General features: G+C 60.7%; 13 protein-coding genes. 8 read left to right on the plus strand and 5 right to left on the minus strand.

What is annotated here, in order from left to right:
- Positions 1 to 8 precede the first annotated feature (8 nt).
- Positions 9 to 986, minus strand: a complete 978-nt coding sequence (locus tag ACZ5A6_RS02130; protein WP_111798834.1) for an L-threonylcarbamoyladenylate synthase — start codon at positions 984 to 986, stop codon at positions 9 to 11.
- Between the two features lie 64 nt (positions 987 to 1,050).
- A complete protein-coding gene (locus ACZ5A6_RS02135; RefSeq protein WP_174061581.1) occupies positions 1,051 to 1,659 on the minus strand; it encodes a DUF6656 family protein in 609 nt (202 codons plus the stop codon).
- A 332-nt stretch (positions 1,660 to 1,991) separates the two neighbouring features.
- On the opposite strand from ACZ5A6_RS02135, the gene ACZ5A6_RS02140 reads away from it, so the two are divergent.
- From ACZ5A6_RS02140 to ACZ5A6_RS02155, 4 genes are all read left to right on the plus strand, one after another.
- Positions 1,992 to 3,236: an aromatic ring-hydroxylating oxygenase subunit alpha gene (locus tag ACZ5A6_RS02140; protein WP_013635586.1), complete on the plus strand. Its 1,245-nt coding sequence runs from the start codon at positions 1,992 to 1,994 to the stop codon at positions 3,234 to 3,236.
- Positions 3,237 to 3,243: 7 nt separating this feature from the next.
- Positions 3,244 to 4,326, plus strand: coding sequence for an FAD-binding oxidoreductase (locus ACZ5A6_RS02145; RefSeq protein WP_013635587.1), 1,083 nt, complete (start codon positions 3,244 to 3,246; stop codon positions 4,324 to 4,326).
- Positions 4,327 to 4,507: 181 nt separating this feature from the next.
- Positions 4,508 to 4,972, plus strand: a complete 465-nt coding sequence (locus ACZ5A6_RS02150) for a BA14K family protein (RefSeq protein WP_174061579.1) — start codon at positions 4,508 to 4,510, stop codon at positions 4,970 to 4,972.
- 224 nt (positions 4,973 to 5,196) lie between these two features.
- On the plus strand, positions 5,197 to 5,721 hold the full coding sequence (locus tag ACZ5A6_RS02155; protein ID WP_003511720.1) for a BA14K family protein: 525 nt from the start codon (positions 5,197 to 5,199) through the stop codon (positions 5,719 to 5,721).
- A 103-nt stretch (positions 5,722 to 5,824) separates the two neighbouring features.
- Here the strand turns inward: ACZ5A6_RS02155 and ACZ5A6_RS02160 are convergent, their stop codons facing one another.
- Positions 5,825 to 6,820, minus strand: coding sequence for a transporter (locus tag ACZ5A6_RS02160; RefSeq protein WP_003511722.1), 996 nt, complete (start codon positions 6,818 to 6,820; stop codon positions 5,825 to 5,827).
- A gap of 223 nt (positions 6,821 to 7,043) precedes the next feature.
- On the opposite strand from ACZ5A6_RS02160, the gene ACZ5A6_RS02165 reads away from it, so the two are divergent.
- From ACZ5A6_RS02165 to ACZ5A6_RS02175, 3 genes are all read left to right on the plus strand, one after another.
- On the plus strand, positions 7,044 to 8,828 hold the full coding sequence (locus ACZ5A6_RS02165) for an acyl-CoA dehydrogenase (protein ID WP_464111037.1): 1,785 nt from the start codon (positions 7,044 to 7,046) through the stop codon (positions 8,826 to 8,828).
- 10 nt (positions 8,829 to 8,838) lie between these two features.
- Positions 8,839 to 9,597: a crotonase/enoyl-CoA hydratase family protein gene (locus ACZ5A6_RS02170; RefSeq protein WP_174061577.1), complete on the plus strand. Its 759-nt coding sequence runs from the start codon at positions 8,839 to 8,841 to the stop codon at positions 9,595 to 9,597.
- A gap of 90 nt (positions 9,598 to 9,687) precedes the next feature.
- Positions 9,688 to 10,002 (plus strand): hypothetical protein, encoded by a 315-nt coding sequence (locus tag ACZ5A6_RS02175; protein ID WP_174061576.1) that lies wholly within the window; start codon positions 9,688 to 9,690, stop codon positions 10,000 to 10,002.
- On the opposite strand, the gene ACZ5A6_RS02180 is transcribed toward ACZ5A6_RS02175, so the two are convergent.
- A complete protein-coding gene (locus ACZ5A6_RS02180) occupies positions 10,003 to 11,253 on the minus strand; it encodes a class I SAM-dependent RNA methyltransferase (protein ID WP_065702768.1) in 1,251 nt (416 codons plus the stop codon).
- Entirely contained in the window at positions 11,250 to 12,002 is a 753-nt protein-coding gene (locus ACZ5A6_RS02185) for a TlyA family RNA methyltransferase (protein ID WP_038490049.1), read from the minus strand. Before ACZ5A6_RS02185 ends, ACZ5A6_RS02180 begins: the two co-directional genes overlap by 4 nt.
- 277 nt (positions 12,003 to 12,279) lie before the next feature.
- Between ACZ5A6_RS02185 and ACZ5A6_RS02190 the strand changes: the two genes are divergently transcribed.
- Complete coding sequence (locus ACZ5A6_RS02190; protein ID WP_174061575.1) at positions 12,280 to 14,301, plus strand: methyl-accepting chemotaxis protein; 2,022 nt, start codon at positions 12,280 to 12,282, stop codon at positions 14,299 to 14,301.
- The last annotated feature ends 12 nt before the right edge of the window (positions 14,302 to 14,313 follow it).

A 14,313-nucleotide genomic window follows, 5' to 3' on the forward strand; every position in this document is an offset into this window, starting at 1 on the left:
AAGTACCGTCAGCCTCGCGGCGCGGCGGCGCGGGAAAGGCGGTCATTGATCGCCTCTCCAAGACCGTGGGCGGGAATGGTTGTGACCGCGATTGTCGCGGCACCGCTCGCATCGGCTGCTTTGAGATAATCGAACAGATTGGCGGCCGCCTCGGCAAGATCGCCGGAAGGGCTGAGGTCGAGAACGGTACGGGCTGCCTCTTGTCCCTCAACCGCGATGCCGCCGAACCGGATCAGTGCCTCGTTGGAAGAAACGGATGTCGCGTCGAGGCGAACAGCTGCACCGGGCGCATAATGCGAGGCGAGCATTCCGGGTGCCTCGATGGCAGCTGATGCCTTTTCCGGCCGTTCGAGCTGGGTGCCGGTGATGCGCTCGATCTCCTCGGTGACGATGCCGCCGGGACGAAGCAGCCGCACCCGCCCGTCGTCTTCCACTTTGACGATGGTGGATTCGACACCGACGGAGGCAGCACCGCCATCAAGAATGAGGTTGATCCTGTTACCGAGATCGGCCTCGACATGGGCCGCACTGGTGGGGCTGATCTTGCCGGAACTATTTGCGCTGGGCGCAGCAAGAGGTTTGTCGAACCGGCGGATCAGATCACCGGCGAAACCCTGCGGAACGCGAATGCCGACGGTATCGAGCCCGGCCGTTGCGAGTGAGTGAATGCCGCTTGCCGGTTTCAGTGGCAGAACCAGCGTCAACGGGCCGGGCCAGAAGGCTTCGGCGAGGCGTCGCGACACGGGATCGAAAACCGCATAACGTTCGGCCATGGCGATATCGGCCATATGGCAGATCAGTGGATTGAACTGTGGCCTGCCTTTCGTTTCGTAAATGCGGGTAATGGCCGCCGGATCGGTGGCGTCCGCAGCAAGGCCGTAGACGGTTTCCGTGGGCAGGGCGATTGGCTGGCCGCGGGAAAGCTCCTCGACGGCCGCCTGCAAGGCGGTTTCCCGCTCGTTTTCGATATCGATATGACGCGCCATGATGCTGCCTTTCAGGGCGTCAATAGCGTATTTCAGGGCCTTATGGAAAGCGCTATCGTGGCTTTTATATTGCCTTGATGATCTTGCGCATCTCGTCCGAGCGGGCGCCGAGCATAAGCACGTTTTTGAGCGCTATGCGCGGGTCGTGGGTCTGGAATAGCAGGCCGCCGCGATGGAAGGAGGTATCGATGGCGACGTTCTTGTTTGGAAGCGCGTTGATGGCGACTGCGAAATACATCCGCGAATAGCGCGCATCGATGTTTTCGAAGAAGTTCTCGGCCCCGCTCAACTCGGCAAAGAAATTCGCGAAATAGAATGACCAGAGCACATGACGCTCGGCGTCGAAACTGGTTTTCGCTGCCGTGACATGGCAATAGCCGAGATGCGGCCGCTCATCCAGCAGATGGTGGAAAACCATCTTGGGAAAACGGATGGACTGGTGAAAGCCATTGAGACGGCTATGGGTGGCGTCGGCAGCAGCCTCGAGCTTGCGTCCGGTCATCGCCGCCACTTCTTCATGGCTGTAATAGACGCGTTCCCTCGGCAGCCAGCGTTCTTCGTAGCGGCTTATGCGCCCGGTTCGCAGGAAATCCGAATGCGCGGTCTTTGAACGTATCGGCGTGGCCGAATGTTTGCCGGCATCGAAATAACGTATGCGTGTCGCCTTCTCCACCCGGAACGCCCTCATTGTTGTCGATCAGGCAATATAGTTTAGGGCATGTTAAAACTCCGTTGCGCCACAACCCCCGTTTTTTAACGGGTAGAGAGGGAGCTGCGCGACATCATGCGTCATATTGCGACGTTGTTTCCGGCGGGGAATAGCTGCCGGATTTCGCAGCGGAATGGCGTGCAACGGCCATTGGCGCATGTCGCAATTTGTCGCCAATGCGGAAGCCGATGTCGCTGTCTGCGCTACCGCAAATGAACGCTGATGTTTAGATGGGATCACACTTCCGCAGTCCGATAAATGGTGTGGGGCAGGGCGGTTTGATCGAGGATTTGGCCATGGAATTGCGTGATACCGTACTGCGTCAGCTGAAGAACCGCCGCGAAGGCTTCAGCCTGGAACAGTCTTTCTACACGGACCCGGATTATTTCAATCTGGACATGGAAACCATCTGGTACCGCGACTGGCTGTTTGTCGGCCATGATTGCGAAGTGCCGAAGGCCGGTAACTACATCACCGTTCAGGTCGGCGCCTATTCCGTCGTCATCATTCGCGGTCGCGATGGACAGATTCGCGCCCTCCATAATTCCTGTCGCCATCGCGGTTCCCGCGTCTGCTCTTCTCATAAGGGCCAGTCCGCACGCCTCGTCTGTCCCTATCACCAGTGGACTTACGATCTGGACGGCAAGCTGCTGTTTGCCCGCCATATGGGCGATGATTTCGACAAGGCTGAATTCGGCCTGAAGCCGGTCCACTGCGAAACCGTTGCCGGTTACGTCTTCATCTGCCTGGCAGACCAGCCCGCCGATTTCGCGCCGATGCGCGCCGAGGTCGAAAGCTACATGGCGCCGCATCGCATCTGGGAAGCCAAGGTCGCGCATGAAAGCACGATCATCGAAAAGGGTAACTGGAAGCTCGTCTGGGAAAACAACCGCGAGTGCTACCATTGCGCCGCCAACCATCCGGAACTCTGCCGCACCTATCCTGAAAACCCGAGCGTTACGGGTACGGACGGTGGTGCAAGCGATCCCGAGATCGGTGGCCACTGGGCGCGCTGCGAGGCTGCCGGCCTGCCGAGCCGCTTCAAGATCGATCCGAAAGGCCAGTTCCGTGTTGCCCGCATGCCGCTGATCGGCGAGGCGGAAAGCTACACCATGTCGGGAAAACGCGCCGTGCGCCGGCCGCTTTCGGATGATGTCAGCATCAGCCATATCGGCGCGCTGCTTCTGTTCCATTATCCGACGACCTGGAACCACTTCCTCGGCGACCACACCATTTCCTTCCGCGTGCTGCCGCTCAACGCCAATGAGACCATGGTCACTACCAAATGGCTGGTGCACAAGGATGCGGTTGAAGGCGTGGATTACGATCTCGAGGATCTCACGCACGTCTGGAACGAAACCAACGATCAGGACCGCCGCATCGTCGAGGAAAACGCCTTCGGCATCCGTTCGCCCGCTTACCAGCCCGGCCCCTATTCCATGGAAGACGAGGGCGGCGTGATGCAGTTCGTCAACTGGTATGCCGATTTCATGGTTGACCGGCTGTCGGGCGACAAGGCCCGCCTTTCGGCAGTAGCGTAACGCGAAGATGAATATGGCTGTGACCTACAAGCACATAGACGAGATGAAGCCGTGGAGCGACAAGCTCCACCTGCTGGAATGCATTTCGGTGACGCCCGAGACGCCTGACGTGATGACATTCCTGTTCCGGTCGGAGGATCAGAACTGGTTCCGTTACCTGCCGGGCCAGTTCGTGACACTGGAGTTGCCGGTAGGCAAGGAGCCGCTCTACCGCACCTACACATTGTCCTCCAGCCCGTCGCGGCCCTATGCGCTGTCGGTCACGGTCAAGGCGCAGGCCACCAGCATCGGCACGCGCTGGATGTTCGACAATCTGAAGCCCGGCATGAAAATCCGGGCGCTCGGCCCGCTCGGCGATTTCTCTTATGTACGGCATCCCGGCGACAAATACCTGTTCATCTCGGCCGGCTCCGGCGTGACGCCGATGATGTCGATGGTGCGCGACATGAGCGACCGCGCGCCGCAGAGTGACATCGCCTTCATCAATTGCTCGCGCTCGCCATCCGATATCGTGTTCCGTCACGAGCTGGAATATCTTGCCCGCTTCATGCCGAAACTGTCGCTCGGTTTCATCGTGGAAAATTGCGGCCGCACTGATCTCTGGTCCGGCTTGAAGGGCATGGTCGACAAGGCCAAGATTGCGCTTCTGTCGCCTGATTTCATGGATCGCACGGTGTTCTGTTGTGGACCGGAGCCTTTCATGGCCGCCATCCGCTCCATGCTGGATGCTTCCGGCTTCGACATGAGCCGTTACCACCAGGAAAGCTTTTCGCCAGCCGCCCCGGTTGCTGTGGGCGAGAGTATTCACACCGTGGCGGATGGCGAAGCACTCTCGATGGTGGGGTTTACGCTTTCCGGCAAGGAAGTGCCGTGCCAGCCCGGCCAGACCGTTCTGATGACGGCGCGCGCCGCAGGTGTGCGCATCGGTGCCGCCTGCGAATCGGGAATTTGCGGCACCTGCCGGGTGCTGAAGCTCTCCGGCGAGGTGGAGATGAACCACAATGGCGGCATTCTCGATGACGAAATCGATGAAGGCTATATTCTCGCCTGCTGCTCGCGGCCCTTGACCGACGTGAAGGTAGAAGCCTGAGCGCACGAAATCCTGCGTCTTATGCGGGAATCTATTTTTGAACCGGAACCAAAGGTCTTAAAACTCGTTTGCACGTCATCGAATTCTTTTCGGGTGTTTCAATGGGGCTGCCCCTACCTCCGACAAGACCGAGTAGTTAGAAAGCGCGGTTCAACGCGCCACAGCAAACGGAGGAAAGATCATGATGAATTTCCGCACGACGAGCGTCGCTACGGCGGTTGTCCTGTTCCTGGCAAGCTTCACGCCGTCGCAGGCGTTTCAGGCGCCTGTTCCGATGGCAAAGCCGGCAATCTCAACCGAGAATGTAGTGCCGGTGCAGTACCGTGAATGGGACCGCCGAGGTGACCGCAGATATGGCGACCGCATGTATCGTCCGCGCCCGTCGCGGGACGGATATTATAACGGCCATCGCGGCTATCGCGACCGCCGTCCGGGCTACCGCTATCACAACGGAATGTGGTTCCCGCTGGCAGCCTTCGCCACTGGCGCAATCATTGGCGGCGCCATGGCGCAGCCGAGACCGGCCTATGGCGGCAGCCATGTTGCCTGGTGCCAGAACCGTTGGCGCTCTTACCGCGCCTACGATAACAGCTACCAGCCGAACAGCGGTCCGCGTCGTGTATGCGTATCTCCATACAGCCGTTAAGCACGCCTTTCGAAAGCCCGGATCTGATCCGGGCTTTTGCTTTCGGGTGGCGAGTTTCGGTAACCGAAGCGTGACAACGCCGTTAATGCTGGGTTCAGGCGAAAGCGCCTAGCCTGCAACCTGTGATGTTCCAGCCAGCACCGACAAACTGGCTGGATAAAAAGAAAAAGGTGTTATTATTCACGTGCAACGGCCTGTCGACCGTCGTGAATGGAGGAAGTCAGATGAGAAGCTATGTGAAGAATATCCTGGCTGTCGGTCTTTCTGCAATCGTGGTTGCAGGAGCGATTGTTCCCGCTGAGGCAATGCCATTGCTGATGGCGCCGAAGAGTGTCGAGACCCTGGGTAACGATGCCGGCAAGAATGTCGTCAATGTGCAATACTGGCGCGATCGTGACAATCGTGGCGGCTGGGGCGGCGAACGCCGCGGCTGGTACGGCGGCCATCGCGGTTATCGCGACTACCGCCCGGGTTATCGTCACCACGACGGTTACTGGTTCCCGCTCGCAGCCTTTGCGACGGGCGCGATCATCGGCGGCGCACTATCGCAGCCGCGCGAAGTCTACCGTCCGGTTCCGGAATATCGCCCGCGTCCGGTCTACCGCGAATATCGTCCGGTTCGTCGTGCCGGCATGAGCCAGGCGCATGTGAACTGGTGCTATGGCCGGTATCGGTCCTACGATGCCTATAGCAACACGTTCCAGCCCTACAATGGCCCACGCCAGCCCTGCTATTCGCCTTACAGCTGATAGCACTACTCCGTCACTCCTGCCTTCATCCGGCAAGACGGAGTAGCGATTGACCAGCCTGATAGTTATTACGAGCCGCCCGGATACGGGCGGCTTTTTGTTTTCACAGAATGCGCGCCCGCTTCAGCACGAACCAGGCAAGCATAACCGAAATCACGATGAAGATGCTGGCCGCCATCGTGCCGCCTGTGCCGACCGTAAATGGCAACTCATCCGTGTTCATGCCGAAGAAGCCGGTGACCAGCGATGGCGGCAGCAGGAATGCCGTCATCAGCGACAGGATATAAAGATGCCGGTTGGTTTCGGACGAGAGCTTGGAATCGATTTCCTCGTGCAGCAGCCTTGCGCGTTCCTGAAGGGCGTAGACATCGTGATCGACGGCCTCGAGGCGGCCCATCAGCCGCGAGGCGACATCCTCGAAACCGTCAGGCATTTCGTCCTCATCGGCGGCAGACGCCCGCCGCATCAGGGTGAGCACCGTGCGCAGATGCCGGTGGAGGCGAACGACCGTGCGCCTGAGCGGCGCAAGCCGCCGCCGCTCGTCGCGGTTTTCGCTGTCATAGACCAGGTCCTCGATGGCATTCAGCTCTTCGGTCGTTTCCATCACAAGGCTGATCAGCGAACGCTGGAATTCCGCGACGAGGCCTTCGAAGACATGGGCCGGCGTGAGGTAGCGGTTGGAATTCTTGTCGACTGCCGCTTTCAGCCGGTCCACTGAGCGCAACGGTTGCAGACGGGTGGTAATGATGAAACGGTCGCTGACCGCGAAATGCAGCCAACCGAAATCACGCGTTTCCTGATCGAACTCACGCTGGAAATCGACCAGCGTGCCATAAAGTGACTTTTCATCCACCGTGATGGACGGATGGGTTTCATGGGTGGTGAGGCTTGCCAGCGCTGCCGGATCGAGACCATCGATCGTTTCGAGAAAGCCCGCCACCCGCTGATCCGCGAGATTGAGGTGCAGCCAGAAGAAGCCCTCGCATTGCGCCATCTCGCCAAAGCCCGCATCGGGCGCAAGCCGCCTGCATGGCGCCGTTCCGGGGTGGAATTGATAAGCCCAGACAAGGCCGGGGATAGCGGGCGTTATGAGATCTATCATGGCAGTCCTGACCGGCGGAATGGGAGGGGAGGCGTCCGTCGCCCCAAAACGGAAACGGCAGCGGTGGCACGGCACCTGTCAGCGCATGCTGAGCAAATTCATATGACAGTTTTATAACAATCCCGCTGAAAAGGCGGGAATTTTCAAATTGACGTTTACGTAAAAATCATTTAGCCCGAAAGCAACAGCACGATAGGCAAGAGCTTCGGGAGGAGGCAGCATGTATACCGCGCCGGTGGATGATATCGCCTTTACACTCAAACATGTGGCGGGTCTGCAAGACGCGTTGTCCAGAGGTGCTCTGGGAGACCTCGGTGAAGATGTGGTCGATGCCATATTACAGGAGGCCGGCCGTTTCGCCACCGAGCAGGTCGCGCCGCTTGCCGATATAGGCGACCGACAGGGCGCGCGGCTGAGCGACGGCAAGGTCTCAACGCCGGACGGCTGGGCCGATCTTTACCGGCGCTGGGCTGAGGCCGGCTGGAACAGCCTCACCGCACCGGAAGAATTCGGCGGCCAGAACCTGCCGCATATGCTGAATGTCGCCGCACTCGAAATGTGGAATTCCGGTTCCATGGCTTTCGCGCTTGCGCCGACGCTCACCATGGGCGCGGTGGAAGCTCTCGTTGCCCACGGTAGCAACGACCTGAAGCGCATCTATCTTCCCAAACTCGTCTCCGGCGAATGGACCGGCACGATGAACCTCACCGAACCGCATGCGGGATCGGACCTTGGCGTGCTGAAAACCCGTGCCGAGCGTAATGGTGACGGCACCTACCGCATTTTCGGGCAGAAGATTTTCATCACCTGGGGCGAACATGACGCCGCGGACAATATCATCCACCTCGTTCTCGCCCGCCTGCCGGATGCGCCGGCCGGCACGCGCGGAATTTCGCTGTTCCTCGTGCCGAAATTCCTGCCCGAAGACGACGGCACGCCGGGCAGCCGCAACGACGTCTTCTGCCATTCGCTGGAGCACAAGCTCGGCATTCACGGTTCGCCCACCTGCACGATGATCTTCGGGGACGGAAAGTTTGGCGAAGAGAAGGGTGCCTTGGGCTGGCTGATCGGCGAGGAGAACAAGGGTCTCGCCTGCATGTTCACCATGATGAACAACGCCCGCCTTGCCGTTGGCATGCAGGGCGTGGCGATCTGCGAGGCGGCGACACAGAACGCAATCGAATACGCCAGGGAACGCACGCAGGGCAAGGCGCCCGGCTGGCAGGGTTCGGGCATGAGCCCTATCATCGAGCATCCCGATATCGCCCGCACGCTGTTGACGATGAAAGCGCTGACGCAAGGTGCGCGCGCCATCTCCTTCAACTGCGCCCACGCCATCGATATGGCGCATGCCGCCGAGGACGTGGCTGAACGCGCCCACTGGCAGGAGCGCGCAGCTCTTTTAACGCCAATCGCCAAGTCCTTCTCCACCGATGCCGGTGTCGATGTCGCTTCCATGGGCATTCAGGTGCATGGCGGCATGGGCTTCATCGAGGAAACCGGTGCGGCGCGTTACCTGCGCGATGCCCGCATCGCGCCGATCTACGAAGGCACCAACGGCATTCAGGCGATCGACCTGGTGGTGCGCAAGCTGCCGCTTTCCGATGGCGCACAGGTGCGCGGTTTCATCGCAGAATTGCGTGAAATCGTCGCCCGAACTGCTGCCTCGAACCGCAGTGATCTCGGCGAGACTGCCCGTTATCTCGAAACGAGTCTCACCGATCTCGAAACGGCGACCGACTGGTTGCTGGAACGCCTGAAAGCGCGCGAAACCGAAACCGCGCTCGCTGGTGCCACGCCCTATCAGCGCCTCTTCGGGCTGGCGCTCACCGGAGCCTATCTTGCCAAGGGCGCCCTGGCCCAGGTGGATGACGGCAGGGGAGCGCATCGCGCATCGCTCTGCCGGTTTGCGGCGGAAAACCTGCTGGCGGAAACGGCAGCGCTGAGGGATCGCGTCATTGCCGGTGCAGCAAGCCTTGCGGCCGCCCGCGCCGTGCTGGGTTAAGGAGAAAACCATGTCGGACGACCATATTTTAGTCGAGCGGGTCAGTCATGCGCCTGACGTTCTGACCATCCGCTTCAACCGGCCGGAAAAGAAAAACGCCATCACCGATGCAATGTATCTGCGCATGGCAGAGGCTCTGAAGGCCGCCAATGCAGACCCGGATATCCGTGTCGTCGCGTTTCTGGGTACGGAAGGCTGCTTTTCCGCCGGCAATGACATGGCCGATTTTCTTGCCTTCGCCATGTCTGGCGCAAAGGGCAAGCTCGCGGTGCTCGATCTTCTGAAGGCGCTGGCAACCTTCGAAAAGCCGCTGGTTTCGGGCGTCGATGGGTTGGCCATCGGCATCGGCACGACGCTGAACCTGCATTGCGATCTGACCGTTGCCTCCAACCGCAGCCTGTTCAAGACGCCGTTTGTGGATCTGGCGCTGGTGCCGGAAGCTGCGTCCAGCCTGCTTGCGCCAAAGCTCATCGGCCATCAGCGCGCCTTTGCTCTGCTGGCCATGGGCGAAGGTTTTACCGCCGAACAGGCCTTGCAGGCCGGAATGATCTGGAAAGTCGTGGCGCCGGAACATGTCGAAAGCGAAACGCTGGCGCTTGCCACGCGGCTTGCCGCCAAGCCGCAGCAGGCGCTGAAGATTGCCCGCGATCTCGTGCGCGGCAATCCGGCGGATGTGCTGACCCGCATCGATGAGGAAGCCCGCCATTTCACCGCGCAATTGCAGAGTGCCGAGGCGCGGGCCGCTTTCGAGGCATTCATGCGGCGTTAAGCGTTCCGGCAGGAATTCCTTGCAGTTAAGGAACCGGGTAATATGGCTTGGGTTAGATAACGCAACGTCATCCTTCGAAGGCCACCCGCCATGCGTCACTTTGTTTTCGCCCTGACCGTCCTCCTCTCCGCTGCGACTGTCGCAGATGCAGCGGCGACCGTGCCTTTGCCGGGTTCGAGCAATAACGTCATTTTGGCGCAGTCCACGCAAGACGACAGCCCGAATTATTACTCCGGCAATTCCCGCGATCGCCAGCGCCGCGCGCGTTTCGTTTGCGTCATCACTCCACCGGACAGCGCCAATCGTCGTCGGCCCTATGTCTGCCCCATCGAACAGGGCCGCGTTGGCGGCGCCTGCCGTTGCTCGGGCGTGGTCGGCAACGGCACGGTCGACGCCGCCTGGTGATTATTTCTCCAGCGTCGCCACCGCTTCCACATGCGGCGACCACAAGAACTGGTCGACCGGCGTGACGCGCGTGACGCGATAGCCGCCCTCCACCAGAATGGCGAGGTCGCGCGCAAGTGTCAGCGGATTGCAGCTGACGGCTACGATTTTCTTCACCGCGCTGCGCGCAAGTTCCTTGCACTGAACTTCCGCACCGGCGCGCGGCGGATCGAACACAACGGCATCGTAATTCTTCATTTCGCTCGTCATCAACGGCCGGCGGAAAAGATCACGCTTTTCGATGCTGACGGGTTTCAGGCCCTGCGTGTTGCGCGCGGCGAAATCGAGCGCTTTCAGCGGCTTGTCCTCTGCCTCAACCGCATGCACGCGGCCGACGCGCGCAAGCCGCAGCGCAAACGTGCCGGAACCGCAGAAGAGATCGGCGATGCGTTTGGATTTGCCAACATGGGCAAGCACCAGTTCCGCCATGGCGTCTTCGGCCTGTTTGGTTGCCTGCGTGAAACCGCCGGCCGGTGGGGAAACCGGAATGCCGCCGAATTCGATGATCGGCTTTTGCGGTTCGATCAGGATTTCGCCTGATAGCGCGACACGGGCGATGCCACGCATGGCCAGCACCGTTTCCGTCAATGTGCGCCGCTGTTTGTCGCCGACGGATTTGATGCCTTCGACGGAAATGTCGAGGCCCGAAAGCGTTTCAAGAACGGTCATGCGGAACGGTTCTGCATTCGACGCAAGGGAAAGGCCGATTGCCCGCACGGCGTCCAGCCGCGCGACGATACCGGGCGAGGTGACGGGACATTCCTCGATGGCGACGATGTGATGGCTGTTTGCCTGGTTGAAGCCGAGCAGCAGGCCCTTTTCCGTCTTGCGGGCGGCAAACACCGCGCGGCGGCGCTCGCCGGGGCGACAGATGACGAGATCGTCTACTGGCGGCGTCAGGCCTTTCGATCTCAGCGCCGAAACCACCAGCTCCCGCTTGAAGGCGTGGTAGGGCTGGTCGGCAAAGTGCTGCAGCGAACAGCCGCCGCAGGTGCCGTTAACGCCCTCGGGGCCGAAGTGGCGGCACACGGGTTCGCGGCGATCCGCGGAGGCTTCAGCAATCGAGATGATGGTGCCGGTATCCTTGACCTTGGCGATCGCCACCGTTTCGCCGGGCAGGGCGAAGGGCACATAGACCGGGCCGTCGGGACAGTGCGCAATGCCGTCGCCCTGGGCGCCAAGGCTCTTGATACTGACGGTCTGCGTGCTCATGGCTTTTCGCCTCCGAGAAGAAATTCGATATTGCCATCGCCGCCGGAAATCGGCGAGGGGATGAGACCGAGGCTCTTCCAGCCCATGTCTTCAACGAGCCAGCGTTCCAGTTCGGCAGCAACGGCAGGCGCCGTTTCCGGCTCTTTCAACAGCCCGGCCTTGCTGATGGCATCACGGCCTGCCTCGAATTGCGGCTTGACCAGCAGAACCGCGTGCGCGCCGGAGGCGGCAAGTGCGAGTGCCGGGGCAAGGGCGAGCTTTATGGAGATGAAGGACACGTCGGAGACGATGAAGTCCACGGACCGGTCATCAATGTCGTCGGTTGTCAGGAAGCGCGCATTCAGCCCTTCCAGATTGGTCACGCGCGGATCGTTCTCGATCCGTGGATGCATCTGCCCGTGGCCGACATCGATGGAGGTGACGTGTTTTGCGCCGCGATGAAGCAATACCTCGGTGAAGCCGCCGGTGGAGGCGCCGACGTCGAGGCATTCATGGCCCTTCGGATCGAGCCCGAAGTGATCGAGCGCGGCGGTGAGCTTGAGGGCGGCGCGGGAAACATAGGCTTGCGCCGGATCGGTAATGGCGATCTTGACGTTTCCGGCAACGGTTTGGCTGGGCTTTGTGGCCGTTTTCCCGTTGACGCTCACGGTGCCGCGCGCAATCGCATCGCGCGCACGCGAGCGGCTGGCAAAGTGGCCGAGCGAAACAAGAAGCTGGTCAAGCCGTTCATTTTCAGGTGTTTTGGACATGGTCCCGTGTCAATGACCGCCAAACCCCGCAGATGCAAGCGATTTATCGCGCGCAAGGCTTCGCAACGGCACCATTTGCCGCAGCGCAGGGTCGTTTCGTGGTCGTTAAACAGCATATGCGATTAATCCAATATAAAGGCTTGTATTGCACTTTGTCTGCAAGGCCCGTGCGGCCAGTCGGAACCTGCCATGACGGCATCTCCTCCCATTCCCAAAATTGCGACCGTTGCAGCGCAGACGCTTGCTCCGTGGCATCAGGTCGCCGAGAGAGTTTGCGATGTCGCTAAAAAATTTCCCCATCAACATTAAGCTCATTGTCACCTTCTGCGTCTTGATGGGCGTTTGCCTGCTCGCCTCGGCGGTGGTCTTCTGGCAGACGCTGGGGAGCGAGCACGTCACGGTCCAGAACAACAAGGCCAACAACATCCTGCATGCGGTTGACGGTGCAACGGCCGCCATGCTGGAACAGGCCGTCAACCAGCGCGGCTTTCTGCTGTTTCGCAGCGACAGCACCTACAACGATGTTTTCGCCCAGCGCGATATAATGCTGAAGAAGCTTGGTGAAGCCCGTGCGCTTGCCGCCGGCCAGCCGGACATTCTGAAATCCATCGATGACATGCAGGCATCCGCCACCGTGTTCTTCAAGGAACTGGCGGAACCGCAGCTTGCCGCCCGCAAGACGACCGAAGCACCGATTTCCGAAATCATCGAGATCGGTCGCAATCAGGCCAAGGGTCAGCTCGACGGTTTCCGCGCCTCCGCCGCCAAGATCAAGGACCAGCTGAACGGCTTGTCGGCAAGCTACGCCGCACAGCAGGACGCTGCCGCACTCAACCTCAAGCTCGCACTTCTGGGTGGCGGCGCGGTTGCCGGTCTTCTGGCCGTGGCCCTCATCTGGGCCCTGTCGCGCTCCATCGTCACGCCGATCGTCGGTATGACGGCGGCTATGAGCAGGCTTGCCGACGGCGATATGACGACGGAAGTTCCGGCTCTCGACCGCAAGGATGAAGTCGGCAAAATGGCGAAAGCAGTTCTCGTCTTCAAGGAAGCCGGACTGGAAAAATCCCGCCTTGCCAGCGAAACCGAGCGCATGCGATCCGCAACCGAGACCGAGCGCCGCCGCAACGAGGAAGAGAAGGCCCAGGACGAAGCCGCCAACGCCCTTGCGCGTGACGAGCTTGGCAAGGGCCTTGCGGCTCTGGCGGAAGGCGATCTCGCCTACCGTATCGAAACGCCGTTCGCCTCCTACATCGACCCCATCCGTATCGACTTCAACAGCGCTGTCGAAAAGCTGCAGCAGGCCATGCGCGCAGTTGGCGAGAATGCCGCTGCAATCAATGCCGGGGCTTCGGAAATGCTCTCTGCTGCCGACGACCTGTCGCGCCGCACCGAACAGCAGGCTGCTTCCATTGAGGAAACCGCCGCAGCACTGGAAGAAGTCACCACCACGGTGCGTGATAGCGCAAGGGGTGCTGAGGACGCTGGCAATCTGGTTCAGCGCGCCCGCAGCGGAGCGGAAAAATCCGGCATCGTGGTCCGCAAGGCGGTTGCCGCCATGCGCGAGATCGAAAAATCATCAGGCGAAATCGGCAATATCATCGGCGTCATCGACGATATCGCTTTCCAGACCAACCTGCTTGCGCTGAACGCAGGCGTCGAAGCCGCCCGTGCGGGTGATGCGGGCAAGGGGTTTGCCGTCGTCGCGCAGGAAGTGCGTGAACTCGCCCAGCGTTCCGCCAATGCCGCAAAGGAAATCAAGACGCTGATCGGCGCTTCCAGCCAGCAGGTGGAAAACGGCGTCAACCTCGTCGACGAGACCGGCAAGGCGCTCGAACTCATCGTGGCGGAAGTCGAGGAGATCAACACCCATGTCAGCGCCATCGTCGTCGCTGCCCGCGAACAGGCGACTGGTCTGCAAGAAATCAACACGGCCGTGAACACCATGGATCAGGGCACGCAGCAGAATGCCGCAATGGTTGAGCAGCAGACCGCTGCCAGCCATTCGCTCGCCCGTGAAGCGGAAGCGCTCAATAGCCTGCTCGGCCAGTTCAAGGTGGGCGGCGTTCGAGGTGCCGTTGCCGGCGCCGGCGGATATTCTGCTCCTCGCCAGTCCTCGGTGAAGCCTGTCTACCAGTCCGCACCCGCCGCACCAGTCAGAAAAGCCGCAGTGAAGCCTGCCTCCACAACCGCAAGGCCGGTCGCGTCACCCGCCCGCGCCCTTGGCCAAAGCCTTGCCCGCGCCTTTGGCGGCAAAGCAGAAGCGCCGGCTGCCAAGGATCAGGACTGGACGGAGTTCTGAGCCTGACGGTCA

It is taken from the genome of Agrobacterium sp. 6Ca8, assembly GCF_055382765.1.